Genomic DNA, 17,099 nt, shown 5'->3' with positions numbered 1-17,099 from the left:
ATTTTTAAGTGTGCAAAATCATCAATTAAATAAGCATTTCTTTTGACAAATACTTGTGTGTAATCTGGCATTTAAGTGTTTTCTGTCTGCCAAGATGTTATATTGGCATCATCAAAAAATAGGGAAACTGATATGGCGCAATTTTCTAAAAAAAGTATAGGCATCGCTTTGCTAAGTGCGGCATTGGTGGCAGGTGGTACTGGTTTATGGTGGGCGAAAAAGCACAAGACTGTGCCGCCAGTGAGCGGCGATGCGGTGTTGGCGAATCCCGATGCGCCGTTCACCATGGGATCATGTCTGGCACGATTACACGACGACAAACCAGCTTTGGCGGTGATGTTTTCGCAAAGCGTCGATGCCGATCAAGCGCTAGATAAGTTAATTGAAGTTTCTGATCTTGGTGATAGCAAGGCAGATAAAAATAAAGTGAAATCTGGCGATGCTTCGGCAACTGCTGCCTCCAAACCCAGTGACTTGGTGAAGGGCGGGTGGATCGTTTCAGACAATCCCCATGTTTTGCTATTTCCATTTGTGAAAGCGGGTCATAAATACAGTGTCAAACTGAGTGGTATGCTCGCTTCCAGTTCGGGCAAGAAGTTGGAGAATGCGGCAAGTTGCGAAGTCATCAGCGATGAAATGGCGCCATCCTATTTCTTTGCGAGTAAGGGGACGGTGCTGCCCGCAGGTTTGAATGGCGGTTTGCCAGTCGTTACCGTCAATATTCCCGAGGTCGATGTAGAGTTTTTACGCATTTCGCCAGAAAAATTGCCGAAGTTCATCGACATGGTGATCGGCAAAAACCGACACAATCAAAATACTGATGACGAGGGAGAAGGGGACAGCGAAGGCGGCGACGAAGATTATTATGACTATTATGGTAACCGCAACAAACTCAAAGGCTTGACTTCAGGCTGGCAATTAAATGCCTTGCAAGGAATTGCGCAGAGTGTTTATCAAAATCGTTTCGTCACGAATGAAGTGCCTAATAGTCGTAAAGTGAGTTTCCTGCCCGTTGAAAAAATAACGGAACTCAAAGAACCCGGCATCTATGTTGCGGTGATGCGTCGCCCCGGACATTATGACTACGATTATCAAGTCACGTATTTCTATGTCAGTGATATTGGTTTGCATGTACGTCGTCAAATAAAGCAAACCGATGTGTTTACCACTTCACTTAAAGATGGCACAGCACAGGGTAGCGTCGATCTGGAAGTGTTGGGCGATGAGGGTAAAGTTTTATTGCGCGGCAAAACGGATGGCGATGGTCACGGCGTATTGCCGGGTTTGCCGAATGGTGCCAAATTGTTGTTAGCCAAACGAGGTAAGGAAACTTCGATTATCGCTCTGCAAGAGCCGGGACTGGATTTAGCTGAATTTGATATCGGTGGACATTTACCGCGAGATGCCAAATTGTTCGCATGGTCTGGGCGTGATCTGTATCGCCCGGGGGAAAAATTCACCGCATCTTTAATGGCGCGCACTGCCGAAGGTGTTGCCTTACCGCCCGCACCAATTAAAGTCGATTTGAAAAAACCAAGTGGCGATGTCGTCAGCTCTAGCATTTGGCAACCTAATTCTAAGACACCGGGCTATTTGCAAAACACAATCGATTTACCACCTGATGCTGCAACGGGTAAATGGAGTTTAGAGTTCCGCGCTGATCCGACGGCGAAACGACCGGATTCTATTTACACTTTCCAAGTGGAAGAATTTTTGCCAGAGCGCATGAAGCTGAGTTTGACATCGGAAACCACGCCATTGGCTGATACCACTAGTTTCAGTGTAGCTGTGCAAGGCGATTATTTGTACGGCGCGCCAGCGGCTGGTAATCGCTTGCTCGGCAGCGTGGCACAAGAGCGTTTCAAAAATCCTGTGGCTAAAGAATGGCCGGGCTTTATCTTCGGTGATTTTGCCGATGATACGAATAAGAGCCGCTCTGAATTAGAAGAAACTAGTCTGGATGATAGTGGTAAAGCCGAGATCGATGTGCCTTTCGTGGCCAATGCAAAATCACCTTTGAAAGTACGTGCTGCTTTCAGTCTATTAGAGTCTGGCGGTCGTCCAGTCGTGCGTTCGATAGAACGCGTCTGGTGGCCAGCTCAAAATATGGTAGGCATACGCCCCTTGTTCGAAAAAGATGTGGCACGCGAAGGCAGCATGGCGGAGTTTGAAATTATTCGCGTGAATACCGCAGGTAAATTTTCTGTGCTGAAACAAGCACCATTCAAATTGGTGCGTGAAGATCGTGAATACTATTGGCGTTTTGAAGCAGGTCGCGGTTGGCACTCTGGTTATACCGAAGGTGAAGAAACCATCCATGCGGGCGCTTTGGAATTAAAGAACCGCGCCAAACTTACAGTGCCTGTGAAGTGGGGACGCTATCGTTTAGAAGTCACTGATCCTGAAACCAATTTAGTTGCACGTTACTTTTTCTACGCTGGCTGGAATGCGCAAGACAGTGAAAGCGTAGGCAATCGACCTGATCGTGTTCGCCTGCAATTGGAGGGTGCGCCAGCCAAACCGGGCAACGATGTCAAACTCAAAATTATTCCACCGCATGATGGTGAAGCCTTGGTTTTAGTCGAGGCCGATAAAGTCTTATGGAGTAAGCGTGTCTCCGTCAGCACAGACGGTACGACAGTCAGTATCCCCATTGATAAAGCCTGGAATCGTTCCGACATGTATATCTCGACAGTCGTATTCCGCCCAGGTAGTCAAGGCGATAAAGTCACGCCTGCACGCGCCGTAGGTTTGACTTGGTTGCCGCTGGCACGTGAAGCCCGCAAGTTGAAAGTGAGTGTGACCACACCAGCCCAAGTCGAACCAGAAAAACGCATGATCGCCAAAGTCAAAGTCGAGAATGCTGCTGGTAAAAAGGCGATGGTCACGGTATCTGCTGTCGATGTCGGCATTCTGAATATCACCAGTTTTAAAACGCCCGATCCGTTTGATTTCTTCTTCGGCAAGCATCGCTTCAGCGCCGAGTTGACCGATATTTACGGCAAATTAATTGAGCGTATGGATGGTACGCCCGGCAAAATCAAATGGGGTGGTGACGCAGGTAAACGCGATACGAAGAGCATGCCCAAAAAGGTCAAGCTGGTTGATATTTTTTCAGGCCCCGTGCAGCTCAATGATAAAGGCGAAGCTGATGTTCCTTTAAATATCCCTGACTTCAATGGTACCTTGCGCGTGATGGTAGTCGCATCGACCGATGACGCATATGGCAGCACTGATAAAGAAGTCGTGGTCAGCGCACCTATCGTCGCCGAGATCGCCACACCGCGCTTTATCGGCCCTGGTGATACGTCGACATTCGCATTGGATGTGACCAATATGATGCAAGGCGAGCAGAGCATTAACATCAAACTCTCTGCTGATAAATTATTGAAAATCGCTGAGGGTGAACGCAATGTCAAGCTGTCGCCTAAGCAAAGAACGATCTTGCGTTTTAATGTAGAGCCGACCGAACCATTTGGTTTGTCACGCATCAGTCTCGATGTCAAAACGGCAGGTGCAAAACCTGTCGTGATTCATAGAGAATTCGCACTACAAATTCAACCGCCCGTACCACGTGAACAAGATGCGCGTCGACTGCGTATAGAACCCGGCGCGACGCAAAAACTCGATGCCAATATGGTGGAACGTTTCTACCGTGGCTCGGCAACTTTGAGTGTTGCGATGTCGAATCGCCCACCATTGAATGTACGCAGCATCGTCAAGGGTTTGCTCGACTATCCGTATGGCTGTTTAGAGCAAACCACCAGTGCGGCGTATCCACATGTCTACATCGATGAAGAAGGCGCAAAAGCGGTCGGACTAGTACCGCATACGCGTGAACAACGCGCTAAGTTTATCGAAGGCGCGATCAGCCGCATCGCCGGCATGCAAGGCGCAGAAGGTGGCTTCCGTTTGTGGAATGGCAATGATGGTTCCTATGAAATGTGGCTGACACCTTACGTCACCAGCTTCTTAGCCGACGCACGTGAAGCCGGTTTTAACGTGCCCGAAGAAATGAGTAAACGTGCGCAAAAATGGATGACCGAAAAACTCAATGGCGCAGCCAATCAATTCTCACCATTACCTGCAGCCGTCAAACCAAACGCCAACGGTCAATATGATTGGCGCGACTACGATTTGATCCGCAATAGTCACCAACGCTTTGCAGAATTAGCGCATATTGGCTACATGTTGGCACGTGATCAAAAGGCGTCGTTAGCATCGCTACGTTTGCTGCACGACAGCTACCGTGATCGTGCCAAATCACCACTCGCCTTGGTACATCTGGGTTTAGCATTGCAATTGATGGGCGATCAAAAACGTGCTGATGTCGCCTTCAATGATGCTATGACGAAACCGTATGGCATACGTACTGACTGGGACTGGGATTACCTCGGTGATTATGGTACGGCTGTGCGTGATCAAGCGATGTCTTACGCCTTAATGTTGCGCCATAAAGTCGCGCACCCACAACGCGAAACCATGCTGACCAATTTGGCAGATCGTCTCGGCAAACCACGCGGCTATTTCTCTACGCAAGAACGTATCGCCTTATTTTTAGCGGCACGTGCAGCAGGTGGCACCGTCACCGATCCGTGGGAAGTGGTTCTCAAAACCGCCGATGGCAGTAGCACCATCAGCTCAAAAAACAGCGAAAGCCGCAGCTTCGATCCAGCCTTAGCAATCAAAGGCATCACTCTGGAAAACAAAGGGTCGAATCCACTGTGGATAGAACTGGAAGCCAGCGGTTATCCACTGAAATTGCCAATTCCAAGCACAGAAAAAATCAGCTTAGAGCGTAAATGGTTTACCGTCGCAGGTAAACCATGGAGTGGCGGCAATCTCAAAGTTGGCGACATGTTGATCGTACGCGTCACAGCCAAGTCGAAGCAAGTGATAGAAGACGCAATGGTGATCGACCACATCCCAGCTGGCTTAGAGGTAGAAAATCTCAATATCTCACAAGGCCCTCAAGCTGGTGAATTCAGTATCGATGGCGTGAACCTCGCAGCCGCGATGGCAGATGAACGCATCAAGCATAAAGAATACAGAGACGATAGATTCGTTGCCGCGGTCAGACTCAATGGCAATCCGATCAATCTGTTTTACATGCTACGCGTCGTCACACCAGGCCGTTTCCATGTACCAGGGACTTATGCTGAGGATATGTATCGACCAGATATCCGCGCTTATGGACCTTCGCCTGAGGCGGTGAATGTGGTTGATCCGCGGGGTGGGAAGTAATTATCTTTTTGACGGGAATACCTCAAGGATGCGTGGGAGATTAAAGTCCTTGAGGTTTTCATAAGTAGCCGCAAACTACGTCATTCCCGCGTGCCTTTGGCGGGAATCCAGCGGCTTTCGTTGACAAAGCAAGATGTCTATTTTATGTTTTAGCTAGATGCGCAAAAACAAGGTGGTCACAAGTTGTGAACACCTTAAAAATCTAAAATTTCCGAATCTTTACCATTTGTCGTCACCGAGCATGGCATAACACAAGCCGTCAATGTACTTAATTTAGATAGAGTGGTAGGTGAGTATGATGAAATATTCTTTATGTTGAGATCGTTCTCAACGATAGTAAAAAACAATTTCTATGTGGAAGTATTATGGCGTATTTATTTCAACTGAAACTCTGGAAATTTGAACTCGTTTTACAGATAGGCAATCAGCCTTTTCTGGATTGAAAAGCGCAGTATTCATTCCATTTCCAACTGAACTTTTATAGATAACTCCATCATAGCCACATTGTTTTATGTATTCACATAAATATTGGCTTGGAATATAGTCATATGCAGCAGACTTCGGAATGATTGGTCTGGTGAGTTCATTTCCTAACTGCTCTAGAAAATCAATGTCAATAAGTAAGCTATGAATATCTGCTTCATCCTCAAGTTGGAACGGCGATACGGTACGACGAGGGTGTCGCAAGTCCGCTAGCTTTAGTCCATTTATGATCGAATATTCCGCAACGCTTACGTCTTCACCAGTATGCGGTCTGACTTCAGAAATTGCGGTCAGCTCATTTGAGGCTAAATAGAGATAAGGAATACCAGCTGGGTTTGCGCGCCCATGTGATGCTAATGTTTTTGGAGGTGCACCCATTTCGTTTATAGCGTATGGGGCGCTTCCTTGCTGAATACGAGCGCGATACCAAATTTTAGGTATATTCTCTTCTTTGATCAAAACATGTCCAAACAACTCTTCTAAACGGTCAAAGTTGATTTTCGTTTGTGGAAAAAATCGGTTGATATGTTTGAGTTCATTGTGGAGAGTTTTCCATTTTAAAAGAGAGTCGGAATTGTTCGACGTTGGTAGCTCAAATTTTTGCCTTACAATTTCTCCATCATCTAGAATTTCTGAAAGAAGGTCTTTTACGACTGAGCGAACTAGACGATCTGCTGGGAAAAGTGCCCAGTTTGTCTGCAATAGCTCAACAAGGGATAGCCCATTTTCAGCTGGTGAATATATGCTTAGCAGTAATTCAAAATGAGTTTTTAGTGCTCTTGGAGAGAGGAGTTTCGAATTATCCGTATTGCAGTAGGAGCAGCGTCCAACAATATTAGATCCAGCGAAAAATTCGACACGAAAGAATTCATCCGCAATGCAATTAGCGCAGCACAGCATTTATTATCTCTTAGTAGAAAAGAAATCTGCAATTGTCTCAAGATGATGTTGCATTGACAGTTTTTTTACGTATCCGAGACCAGGAAAATGTCCTCGTGACTTTAAGTCTAAAAATTCCAAAATTGCGTCTGTTTTTTTAACTTTTGATATCCCTGAATTCACTTCTCGATCCAGTTTGGCAAGTGCTTCCGCAAATTTTCCTGCGGGGTCCGTTGGTGTGTCAAATCGATCTGACTTGAAATGATGGATATGCATTACGTCGTCGTCGTCGGTGTCGATAAATGTAATGTGAATCGCAACCGCGTATGCTGGTCCGCCAGATTCTGAAAATTCATCGCTAACAATTAGAAAATCCCCAAATCCATCCATACCCTCGTCTTGATAGGTAAGGTGAAGTTCTGAGAATCGCTCAGTATCTTCGTATGCCCGATTTGCACGCTTTTCAAAACTATCTCTGACCAATATTCGGGTAGTATCTTTGAATTTTCCCCGATACAGTTTGCCGCCGTTTTTTTCGATAAATATATGAAGAAAATTTTGTATCCTTGAATGAATATATGTATTTAAATCGCTTGTGTTCGTAAATCCGTTATGAATAAAAGCGATTCGTCGAGAGTTTTTGTGGAGGTCGCAGATTGATTGAATGTCTGTGATGGTAGTGGTTTGGCTCAATAGAATTCCGACGAGAATATTACTGTTACTTTTGAAGGTATCCAGTAAAAGATCGTTTAACGCTTTGCAGTCGCCGACATGATCTCCATAGGTAGGGTTTACTATCAAAATCATCTCACCTTGGACAGTGTTTATAGCTTCGATAGTTTTTGTTAGCCCATTAAGCGTTTGTTTTACCGGCTCAACAATTGGAATAAAGTTATTGGTTGCCAACAATTCTGCATTTTCTCGAATGGTTATTAAATCGTATAGTTTTCCACGGAAGTAGGGATAGTACATAATTCACCTTATGTCCAAAGCAGGGCTTCTTTTTTGGGTGTATTTATCGCACCAATTAGTCGTTCATGATCTTGCTTTTTAATTGGAGTAGACAATATAGCAGCCTTTAGTGAAGTTGGGATTTGATCTAACAGATCAGTTAGCGGTATTAGTGTTCTCGTTTCTTTTAGTACTGCTACCATCGCTTCGTGGGTTTCGGCGGGATCGCAATTTGTAAAGATGCGCCGTAAAACGCTATAGATCTGTGTATTGGGTGCTGTTGGTAAAGCTATATTCAAGTGATTTAAAATCGCGAATGCTTCATTTCTTGTGACCGAATCTAAAATACTCACTGGATCAGTTCGTTCTGGCAGTTCTGCAGATTTACGAACGACACTAATATTACTTCTATTATTAAGAAGTAAAATCCCAACATCATCAGGAAGAATTTTATTTAGAGATTCAATGTGATTGATGCCAGTTATTACATTTACTCTCGCAAATACTTTGCGATATGCACTTATTTGAGTTTCTAATCTACGCAAGTTGTCCCGTTCGGACTTTATCTCATAAACTGTTGATGTTCCATTTAAAATTACCAAATCTGCCTTGCTCGTTCCGATGCGAAACTCGCTAAGCATTGAAGCGGTTTTTAATGAATGAATTCCAAGTAATTGTTTGTTTGCAATTAAGTTCTTGTAGGAATATTCGTGTCGATAATCGGATCTTTGAAGTACATTAAATACTTGGTCGAAAAAATGACTAATTGGGGTAGATCTCGATATTAAATCAATCATTCCTGATTGAGTCGCTAGTCGGGAAAATGTTTCTGATTTGCCTGTTCTAGCCATCTCTTGAATAACTTTGGAGGAAAATATTCCCGCCGCAGCTGCTAGTTGCGATGCTGATAATGAATTGTGGTTTTTTGCAAAGTGCTTCATCGAAAGAATCGCTAAAATTTATTGAAGCCAAGTAGGCTAACTCATTGGTTTTTGACATTGTAATATAAGGTTCTGCAGCATAAAAAATAAATAACTCAATAAGTTGATCGTTGATATCTGTTGACCGAAAATTGTATGTATTTTCTTCGAAGCTCCCAGTCAACCCACCCCACGCAAATCCAAATGCCAACCCTCAACATCAATCGCATACTTAGTCGCCTTACCAACACCATAAGACAGCAACGCGCCTTGGCGCAATAAATCACTGAGGTCGCGGGTGGCGGTCGCTTTGGATGCTCCGGTGATTTTGCTGTGTTTTTCGGCGCTCATGCCGCCCGCAAAACCGCCGTCACCAGCGTCTAGTAGTTTTTGTAGTGTTTTGCGTTGACGTGGATTGAAATTGCTGTGTGCATGCTTGATCCAAAATTGGGATTTGCGTAAAGCTTGTTGTATGGTGTCTTCACTCCCCGCGCAGGCAGCGATGAATTGTTGCAAGAACCATTCTACCCATGGCGTGATATCCAGACCGCCCGTTTGTGCTGCGTTCAGTGCATCGTAATAGGCTTTTCGTTGATGCAGTAGTGTGCGTGACATCGCGGTAAAGCCCGCGATGCCTAGGCTGCGGATGTGGGAGTCTTGCGCCAAGGCGCGGTCTATGATGGCTCGGCCTAGGCGTCCATTGCCATCTTCAAAGGGGTGTATGGTTTCAAACCAGAGGTGAGCGATGGCGGCGCGTAGGATGCCGTCGATGTGATGAGTCTGTTCAGGTGGGGCATTAAACCATGCCAAAAAATTGTCCATCAGTGCCGCCACATGGGCAGAATCAGGAGCGCGATAGTGCACGATTTCTTTACCGATTTTGCCGCTGACGATTTGCATGGCATCCTCGAAGCTACGGAATTGCCCAGTCTGTATCCGCTGCATGCCAGATATGCCGTGTGGGAACAACGCTGCTTGCCAGCGACACAGTTGCTCTGCATGAAGTTGTGTGTCGAGATCATGACTGGCATCAAACATGACTTCGACCAAGCCATCAATATGTCTGGCGCTGATGCCTGCGTTGGCTAATCCAAGTTTGCGCATGACAGATGAACGTACCTGATCGGTGTCGAGTTGTTGACCTTCAATCGCAGCAGTTGCTAGCGCTTCTTGCACCCAAATATCTCTCGCCATTGCATCGGCATCACCTTGAACTAAACCAATTGCTCGCAGTTTAATTTCTAGTTGTTCCAACTTGTGTCGGGCTTGTGCCAGCGAGGTCGCTAATGCTTGAACGTCATAATGATAGCGAGGCCATTCTGGGTTTTGCCATGTATAACGAGGTTTTTGAGCCGTATTCATAGAAAATACCAATCATAATATGAGCCGTATTTTATGGATTTACGGCTCATTTGTCTATTTTCTTGTGTTGGTGGAGAATTTTCGACCGCGAATTTCAAAGTGCTTTCTTCGTCAAAGCAATCACCGGCACCACCGCAATAAACGCGAATAAAACCATACCTGTAATTTACTAGTAAGAATAAGGGCGTTCGCCTTGAATTTCATCGGTTGTCTGATTCGACTGAAGTGCCGCGAATTTTCTCGATCAAATAAAGCGCTATCATTTTTGAGAAAAAATATGGATGCGCTTTATTCTTTTGCTGGACGATAGGGGTACTCCATCTGTAGCGCTACAAAACTGGCGGACCTCTCGTCATAACGCAGTGCAATTTGCTGCAAAATCCAGTCTAAACTGTGACCAGGTGCTAAATTGGGTGGTAAAAAAAGTAGTGGTGAATTTGTTGCTGGCTCTGAGTGTTCAGGCACAATTTGCAGTCCGCGTAAGCTGGTGATGGAATCTTTTGCGAAGCTAAATACAGTAGAACGATAGGTACGAGAGTAAGCGTCCGCGAGCAGTGCCAGTGATAGTTCATCGACGCCGTTTGAGATCGGTACCATGAATCTATCTTTGCCCCAAAATCTTAGCCAATTGATTGACGCTGTCCATATGTGTTTCGCCGACAATGTGAAGTCAGCGCTACGGTGTTCGTCATCCCACTTCGGTATTCCTAGTTCATTTGCTAGCGCTTTCGTTTTCACCTCGCCAGCAATGGCGTCTACCAAAGCCAGAGAAACGGGGATGGATGCGCTGATGCCTGTACTAGTCACAATATTGCCATCCGCTAAATAGCGCTTGTTCTTGATAAACTGAGTACGAGGAAATTGCTTGGCAAGATCATCAAACGAATACCAATGCCCGACCGCTCGTTTGTTTTCCAATAATCCGGCATTTGCCAGTACCCATACGCCATCGCAGATTCCAATTATGGTTGCACCTTTTTTTGCTTGAGATTGAATCCACGATATCAATTCTGGATCTTCGCTGTAATGCACGGCAGGTACGATCACATAATCGGCGCCTGCTGGATGTAGGTTATCAAATTGCGCCGCACTAAATTGTGCTCGCAGGCGTAAGGTGGGGAACATTTGTATTATTCCCTCCTGCATTCCTAGAGCATAGACTTCTGCAATGTCTGCATGCTTGAGTATCGAATATGGAATGACATAATCGGTTAGCTCGGTAAAGCGATTCTCAGCAATGACGGCGATAGTAGGGCGAGTACGACCATCGCGCGCTTGAAATGTTGGTATGCCTGAAGTATGTTTGGGCATCGTATGTGATGCTTGTGCATAGGATTGTGTGGCTATCACGACATTTAAAAATAGACTAAATGCTCCGAGCATAATGAAGAGAATTTGCAGCGATGTGCGTTTGTTTTGAGCTTGGTTTTTTTGAATAAGATGTTTGACTGATTTGATATCGTTTTGCATAGAACGCTCCTTATAAGCATGTCACTCGCTGAAGTAAAAAAAGTGACACTGAATCTAAAAAAGCCTTACTTTAGAATCACTAAATAGGATCACAAATGCCATTGTGATTAACGGTAAGAATCTTGGCTTGTATGAGCGTTTTACGGCGATGAATGGTGGTGAGGTTGCAAATAAGGGGAGATATTCACTATGCTGTAAAGCGGTGGATTGTAGAGAAAAAGCAGTGGAAATAGTGCTTTTAAATTTGAAATCGAAACGACTACTTCCTATTGCTTATATGACGTATTGATGCTCCAGTACACCGTTCTTAGAAAATCAATGTATTGCCTTGGGTCCGAATCCATTTAGCGCCAAGTACATAAGCTAGTCATATCTTCGAATACTAGGCATTGCTTAACTGCAGGCAGTGGCAAATCGCATCATTTTTATGTTTTTGCTACATTTACACATTTTTATTGCATAAATATGCGTTAATTTGCATATATTGCTGATAGTATTCTGTGCATATGAATATCTTGACCTGTACATTACAGTTGTTTATCGATGGCGCTTGGCGCGATGCGGCTGCGCTTGATTTGACTGGCGACCCCGTGCTGGGGATGGCTGCGTCTACCTATTTGATCTACTTGCCTGAATATACGCTGCCTTATTGGGAGAGATCAGACGCTGCCGCAGTGTCGGTGAATATCCCGGTTGATTTGCGTAGTTATCCGGGCGAGGCTTGGCCTGCTTTTTTGGTTGACTTGCTGCCGCAAGGCTACGGACGGGCCGAGTTGTTGAAGCAATTGGCGCGGAGCGAAACAGCAGGGCCTGCGGCAGACTGGGCTTTGCTCTGTGCAGGTGCTGGTAATCCTATTGGAAATATCCGGATCAAGGAGGCGCATGAGTGGATTGCTGCGCGTAGTGGTCAAAACGTCGATGCCAACACCCGTGGCTTTACGATGGCAGAGATCGCATCGAGGGCTGGTGATTTTAATGAATACCTCGCCCAGCACGGACTATTTTTAGCGGGATCTTCTGGCATACAAGGTGAGTGGCCAAAGATCCTGCTCACTCGTGCGCATGATGGGCTGTACTACCTTGATCATACTTTGCCCGACGAGTTGGCCGAGGCGCATTTTATCGTGAAGTTTGGTCGCGGCCGTGACCTTGCTTTAGCGAATATTTTGCGTTTGGAAGCGCCGTATATGCAATTGGCAAAGCGATTGGGATTGCATGTTCACGCCGAGTTGAGTTTGCGTGAGCGTGCTTTGTTCATTCCTCGTTTTGATCGGGAGGTGCGGGATGGAAAAGTGTTACGGTACGCTCAAGAGAGCATAGCGTCAATGTGTGGTGTCAACGGATTTGGTAAGCTGCCTTCGCATAATGAAGTGTGTTGTCAGTTAGCTAAAGTCAGCAGTGATCCTATGCGCGATATCGTTGAGTATATCAAGCGTGATATCGCGAATATTGCATTGGGCAATAAAGATAATCATGCGCGTAATACGGCAATACAACGCCGACATGATGGCACGATATCCCTAACGCCTTTATTTGATTTCGCGCCGATGCATTTACATCCCGATGGCATCGCAAGGCGTATTCGTTGGCAACAAGATGATGATGGTTTGCCCAAATGGGCGAGTGTCATTCGTCAGGCTTGTGATGCGGCGGCATTGGAATTTGATGCAGTGAAAACTAGCGTTCAGATAATGGCTGAACCCTTGGCAACGCTGGTCGCAGACGCGCAGTCATTGGGGATAGAGGAAGAATTTATCAGACCATTTGAAAAGACGATAGCGCATGTTCGATCGCAATTGGAGGGTTTGTAGATGGATAAACGTTTTATTCCACTGTCGCCCGCCGAGGCAATACAGGCGCGGCGTGCTTTGACCGAAGAACTTGCCGCAGATCCCGGTATGCCCATCCCCGCAGTCATCAAAAAGATACGCACCAGCTTACGTTTTACTATCGCCGAGTATGCAAAATTATGTGGCGTGTCGGCACGTACATTGCAAGACATTGAACGCGAAGTATCAAGTCCGAGCTTAGCCACAGTGGAAAAACTTTTGCGTCCTATGGGCATGGTGCTTAGCGCCGTGCCTAAGCCGAGTTCGCGCTGAGATTATCTGAAAACAAGCTGTATGTGATGCAAGCGTCGGTCTTTTATTTCATACGCCAAGTTCAAATTCACGCTACTTTTTCGTCAAAGCAATCACTACCATCACAGCAACAAACGCTAACAAAATCGCCCCCGCGATTTTCCAATACGAGTATGGTCGCTCGCCCTGTACTTCACCGGTTTGTCCATTCACCAAAAAGCGATATGTCTTTTCGCCGTACTTGTAGGACGATAGCCAGATTGGTAGCAAGATATGTTTGAAACTGATGTTGGAATAGCGTGGCTGCATAGACGTAATGCGTTGATGGTCGCCGCCTATGTCGCGACAGATGGCGTTGCGTATGCTGTCTTCCATGATGGTTCTGGCATCGACGAAGCCTGGTTCTAGCGCGACTTGATAGGCTTCTACCGTGAAGCCGGAGACGTAGTCATCGCGATAGGCTTGTAGTTTGTCTAGGTGCCAGGGCGCGAGGTTGTCAGCGTATTGTTTGGGTAATGTTTTGGAGGCGATGACCACGACATCGTCGAAACTGACTTGTACTTCACCGGCGGCTGGATACCAATTGGTTTTGGTGACCTGACGTGTTTTAGTTTCACCATCTTGTACATAACTTTCGGTGACGGTGTAATCGACGCCACGCTGTCCTTGATAGGGCGTGTCGGAATCGGCGTCATAAGTCCAATAGGGTGTGTAAATTCCTTTCAAACCGCGTTCTGCACGATACGCGCGTTTGAGGGCATTGGGGGCGAACCATAGGCCGCCGACCCAGTCGCTGAATTTTTTGCGGGCATCGCTTTCTTTAATGTCGAAAGGCGCGATGGCCTTGGGTTGAATCTGGCGTTTCGCGTAAGCGTTGGCGGCGATCATCGGCGCGGCACAAAATGGGCAACGATCCGAGACGATGTTTTGTGCAAATTGCGATTGCGCGCCGCAGCCTGTGCATTTGACCGTTTGCTGTTCTATCACCGCTTCGTTGCCAGCTTGCTTGCTTAAGAAAGCTTCGTAATCTAACTCTTCGTAAGCAATCGTTTGCTCGGACTCATCGGCTTCGATTTGATTTTGATTGCCGCAGTACGGACATTTGAGTGCCAATTGGCCGGGTGCGAATTCAAGTTTGGCACCGCATTGAGTGCAGGGGTAAGTTTTGGTTGTCACAAGCTAGTCCAAAAAACGATGGCGGTTATGGCGAAATTAATGCTGAAACTACGGTTGAAACTGCGGCTGACCTCACATCGGACGAGATTCATTCGATGTGAGATCGGCGCTGCAAATAATTTATTGTGGCGGTAGTGGTGGTGGCAAAGCGGCAAACAGATCTATCAAATCTGCTTGTTCACTAGCTTTCGCCCAAGCTGCCATGCCTTGACGCCAAACCAGACTGTCGCGTGTCAATGTGCCATTGACGACTTGTGCTTGTAAAGCCGCACGTTCGAAAGGGCCGGCTTGTGCGCCGTTGACAGCGACAAAATAAGGCGTTGCGCCCGGTAGTGGTGGCGGCACCGCGCCAGCGGTAGCAGCAGGCGCTGTATTGTTCGCAGTAAACAGGTTCCCCATGCTTTGATTTAACATACCACCCACGCCAACGCCCATCATTGCGCCAGCCATGCCAGGATTTTGCGCCGCATCACGCAGTGCTTGTGCGCCTTGATATTGGGCGAACTGTTGCATATTACCGATGGCGCGCATCGCACCTTGTTGGTCTATGGCTTTTTCAACTTCTTCTGGCAGGCCGATATCTTGTACCTGCACCTCGCACAGCTCTAAGCCGTACTGCTCAAAATCGCCTGCGATTTTTTCTTGTATGCGCTGACCGACGACGCTGACTTTACTTTCTAAGTCGATTACCGGTACGCCGATTTCCGGCATCACTTCTTTAATCCGCAAGCCAATTTTGCCGCGCAGATTTTCTTCGATATCTTGAATCGTGAAATCTGCCTGAGTGCCAACTAATTCCAGCAACACCGTTTTCGCATCACGAATGCGCAGGCCGTAGATACCAAATGCGGTCACACGCACCACACCAAATTCAGGATCTCGCATGGTCGCCGGACCCGCAGTGCCCCATTTTAAATTGGTGAAGCGTGTGGTTTTGAAGAAGTAAACTTCGGCTTTGAATGGGCTATTAAAACCATATTTCCAACCCTTGATCGTGCTGAGAATCGGCATGTTTTCAGTGCTGAGATCGTACATCCCAGGCATGAACACATCGGCTACTTGTCCCTTACCCATCTGGCCTTCGTTGACCATGACAGCGACCTGGCCTTCGCGCACGGTCAATTTCGCACCCATCTTGATTTCGTTCTGGTAGCGCTCAAAGCGATGCACCATCACATTGGGATTGTCGTCTAACCATTCGACGATATCGATGAATTCATTACTTAGTTTATTCCACAGTCCCATCGTGTTCTCCTACCTCTCATCGTGAGAAAAATTACGCCAAATTTACAATCAAATTGATGCGGTGTTCATCGCCAGACCTCAGGTGATGAAGTCGTTCTCCGCATTTTGCTAGCGAGCTAGTATTGCCTATTTGGTACAGTATCACAAGTAGTTTTCAGATCAGATGCTAAGTTCCAGATGCTCCTGATTTGTATGAAGTCTAAATGTTCCTGTAGTTGAAATGATATGATGCCGCATGCTTAAAATTTAAGCCTTCTTACTTACAATTTAAATTAATCATTAAATGGTAATTTAACCAAATTCCTCATCATGAAAAAGTCTAATACACCTGATTCAAATGCTACGAATCTTAAAACGTACTGCAAAACGCATTGGCAGGTTTGCTTGATGTTACTTTTGACTGTCTCGATTCCGATGAACTCGGGATATGCACAAGGCGTCTATAAATGGACCGATGCAAATGGTAAAGTACATTATGGTGATGCACGTACCGCACCGATGAATGGCAAAAAAATCGCTGGCACTGAGGCAGTAGTTGAAGCGGCGCCAGCGAGCAGCGTAAGTGGTGATAATTCAAAAAACAATAAAAAGTCTAATCCTGAAGGATCTGCTACCGCGAAAACTTTAGCACAGGCATTTCAAGGAATTTCTGCTGAGCGAATTCAGAAATGTAGTGGGTTTGCCAAAGAAACTTTGCTGCTCAGCTTTGGCTCCAAGGATTTTGCCAAGGAAATCGAGAAGCAGCGTAATTTACTCGATCAGATTCGAGCTAATTGTACTGGTACTGGCTTTCAGTGCACGCTTAGCAGAAAAAATCCGGCGAATGACCATTGCGAACCTTTTTCCTGGAAGGGCACGGGTGAAATGTTAAGAGCAGATGTCGATGGTGCTAAGGTCAAGGCAAGACCGGGTAAATTCTGAACATTCTTAAGCTAAAACATCCTCTATGCTGTTTTCTAAGCTAGCGTGAGCTTCTAAAAATGAGATCTCATGCATATGAATGTGCGTCGTTAATGTTTGCAAGTGACATCAGTTGTAGATGCATGACGAGGGATTCATTTGGCAGTTTATTCCACAGTCCCATTGTGTTCTCCTGCTTCTCAAAGAGAGGCCAGACCTCGGATGATGAAGTCGTTCTCCGTATTTTGCTAGCGAGCTAGTATTGCCTGTTTAGTACAGTATCACGAGTGTTGTCTTGGGTTGAATTCAGATTACATTTTCTGGCTACCGTTTCTGTCTGCGGCTTATGTATTTTGAATGTGTATATAAATTCGTTTATGAATTTGGG

At 46.0% G+C, this 17,099-nt stretch carries 11 protein-coding genes; 4 read left to right on the top strand and 7 right to left on the bottom strand.

Features of this window, described 5'->3' with window-relative positions:
* The first annotated feature begins 132 nt into the window (after positions 1 to 132).
* Positions 133 to 5,244: an alpha-2-macroglobulin family protein gene (locus H8K33_RS18370; protein ID WP_186892525.1), complete on the top strand. Its 5,112-nt coding sequence runs from the start codon at positions 133 to 135 to the stop codon at positions 5,242 to 5,244.
* A 363-nt stretch (positions 5,245 to 5,607) separates the two neighbouring features.
* On the opposite strand, the gene H8K33_RS18365 is transcribed toward H8K33_RS18370, so the two are convergent.
* From H8K33_RS18365 to H8K33_RS18345, 5 genes are all read right to left on the bottom strand, one after another.
* Complete coding sequence (locus tag H8K33_RS18365; RefSeq protein ID WP_186892524.1) at positions 5,608 to 6,627, bottom strand: RES family NAD+ phosphorylase; 1,020 nt, start codon at positions 6,625 to 6,627, stop codon at positions 5,608 to 5,610.
* A 3-nt stretch (positions 6,628 to 6,630) separates the two neighbouring features.
* Positions 6,631 to 7,578, bottom strand: a complete 948-nt coding sequence (locus H8K33_RS18360; protein ID WP_186892523.1) for a sce7725 family protein — start codon at positions 7,576 to 7,578, stop codon at positions 6,631 to 6,633.
* An 8-nt stretch (positions 7,579 to 7,586) separates the two neighbouring features.
* Positions 7,587 to 8,498 carry a sce7726 family protein gene (locus tag H8K33_RS18355; RefSeq protein WP_186892522.1) on the bottom strand — a complete coding sequence of 304 codons (912 nt, stop codon included), beginning with the start codon at positions 8,496 to 8,498 and terminating at the stop codon, positions 7,587 to 7,589.
* A gap of 159 nt (positions 8,499 to 8,657) precedes the next feature.
* Complete coding sequence (locus H8K33_RS18350; RefSeq protein ID WP_186892521.1) at positions 8,658 to 9,839, bottom strand: Fic family protein; 1,182 nt, start codon at positions 9,837 to 9,839, stop codon at positions 8,658 to 8,660.
* A 288-nt stretch (positions 9,840 to 10,127) separates the two neighbouring features.
* Complete coding sequence (locus H8K33_RS18345) at positions 10,128 to 11,309, bottom strand: DJ-1/PfpI family protein (protein WP_222613495.1); 1,182 nt, start codon at positions 11,307 to 11,309, stop codon at positions 10,128 to 10,130.
* Positions 11,310 to 11,815: 506 nt separating this feature from the next.
* On the opposite strand from H8K33_RS18345, the gene H8K33_RS18340 reads away from it, so the two are divergent.
* Both H8K33_RS18340 and H8K33_RS18335 read left to right on the top strand, forming a co-directional pair.
* Positions 11,816 to 13,120, top strand: coding sequence for a type II toxin-antitoxin system HipA family toxin (locus H8K33_RS18340; protein ID WP_186892520.1), 1,305 nt, complete (start codon positions 11,816 to 11,818; stop codon positions 13,118 to 13,120).
* The gene (locus tag H8K33_RS18335) at positions 13,121 to 13,411 is read left to right on the top strand and encodes a helix-turn-helix domain-containing protein (RefSeq protein ID WP_186892519.1); all 291 of its coding nucleotides are present in this window, start codon (positions 13,121 to 13,123) and stop codon (positions 13,409 to 13,411) included. It begins immediately after the preceding gene.
* A 72-nt stretch (positions 13,412 to 13,483) separates the two neighbouring features.
* Here the strand turns inward: H8K33_RS18335 and H8K33_RS18330 are convergent, their stop codons facing one another.
* A complete protein-coding gene (locus H8K33_RS18330; protein WP_186892518.1) occupies positions 13,484 to 14,566 on the bottom strand; it encodes a TFIIB-type zinc ribbon-containing protein in 1,083 nt (360 codons plus the stop codon).
* Between the two features lie 120 nt (positions 14,567 to 14,686).
* Positions 14,687 to 15,811, bottom strand: coding sequence for an SPFH domain-containing protein (locus H8K33_RS18325; protein ID WP_186892517.1), 1,125 nt, complete (start codon positions 15,809 to 15,811; stop codon positions 14,687 to 14,689).
* A 387-nt stretch (positions 15,812 to 16,198) separates the two neighbouring features.
* Here H8K33_RS18325 and H8K33_RS18320 point away from each other — a divergent pair, with 387 nt between their 5' ends.
* Positions 16,199 to 16,732: a DUF4124 domain-containing protein gene (locus tag H8K33_RS18320; RefSeq protein ID WP_222613494.1), complete on the top strand. Its 534-nt coding sequence runs from the start codon at positions 16,199 to 16,201 to the stop codon at positions 16,730 to 16,732.
* Positions 16,733 to 17,099: the final 367 nt, after the last annotated feature.

Source organism: Affinundibacterium amnicola (assembly GCF_014284275.1).
GTDB lineage: Bacteria > Pseudomonadota > Gammaproteobacteria > Burkholderiales > Burkholderiaceae_D > Undibacterium > Undibacterium amnicola.
This window is presented reverse-complemented; position numbering and strand designations above follow the sequence as displayed.

Bases quoted from the DNA above. Each gene is read 5' to 3' on its own strand.
- H8K33_RS18360 (WP_186892523.1), bottom strand. From the start codon at position 7,578: ATGTACTATCCCTACTTCCGTGGAAAACTATACGATTTAATAACCATT.
- H8K33_RS18355 (WP_186892522.1), bottom strand. From the start codon at position 8,498: ATGAAGCACTTTGCAAAAAACCACAATTCATTATCAGCATCGCAACTA.
- H8K33_RS18350 (WP_186892521.1), bottom strand. From the start codon at position 9,839: ATGAATACGGCTCAAAAACCTCGTTATACATGGCAAAACCCAGAATGG.
- H8K33_RS18320 (WP_222613494.1), top strand. From the start codon at position 16,199: ATGTTACTTTTGACTGTCTCGATTCCGATGAACTCGGGATATGCACAA.
- H8K33_RS18345 (WP_222613495.1), bottom strand. From the start codon at position 11,309: ATGCAAAACGATATCAAATCAGTCAAACATCTTATTCAAAAAAACCAA.
- H8K33_RS18365 (WP_186892524.1), bottom strand. From the start codon at position 6,627: ATGCTGTGCTGCGCTAATTGCATTGCGGATGAATTCTTTCGTGTCGAA.
- H8K33_RS18325 (WP_186892517.1), bottom strand. From the start codon at position 15,811: ATGGGACTGTGGAATAAACTAAGTAATGAATTCATCGATATCGTCGAA.
- H8K33_RS18340 (WP_186892520.1), top strand. From the start codon at position 11,816: ATGAATATCTTGACCTGTACATTACAGTTGTTTATCGATGGCGCTTGG.
- H8K33_RS18370 (WP_186892525.1), top strand. From the start codon at position 133: ATGGCGCAATTTTCTAAAAAAAGTATAGGCATCGCTTTGCTAAGTGCG.
- H8K33_RS18335 (WP_186892519.1), top strand. From the start codon at position 13,121: ATGGATAAACGTTTTATTCCACTGTCGCCCGCCGAGGCAATACAGGCG.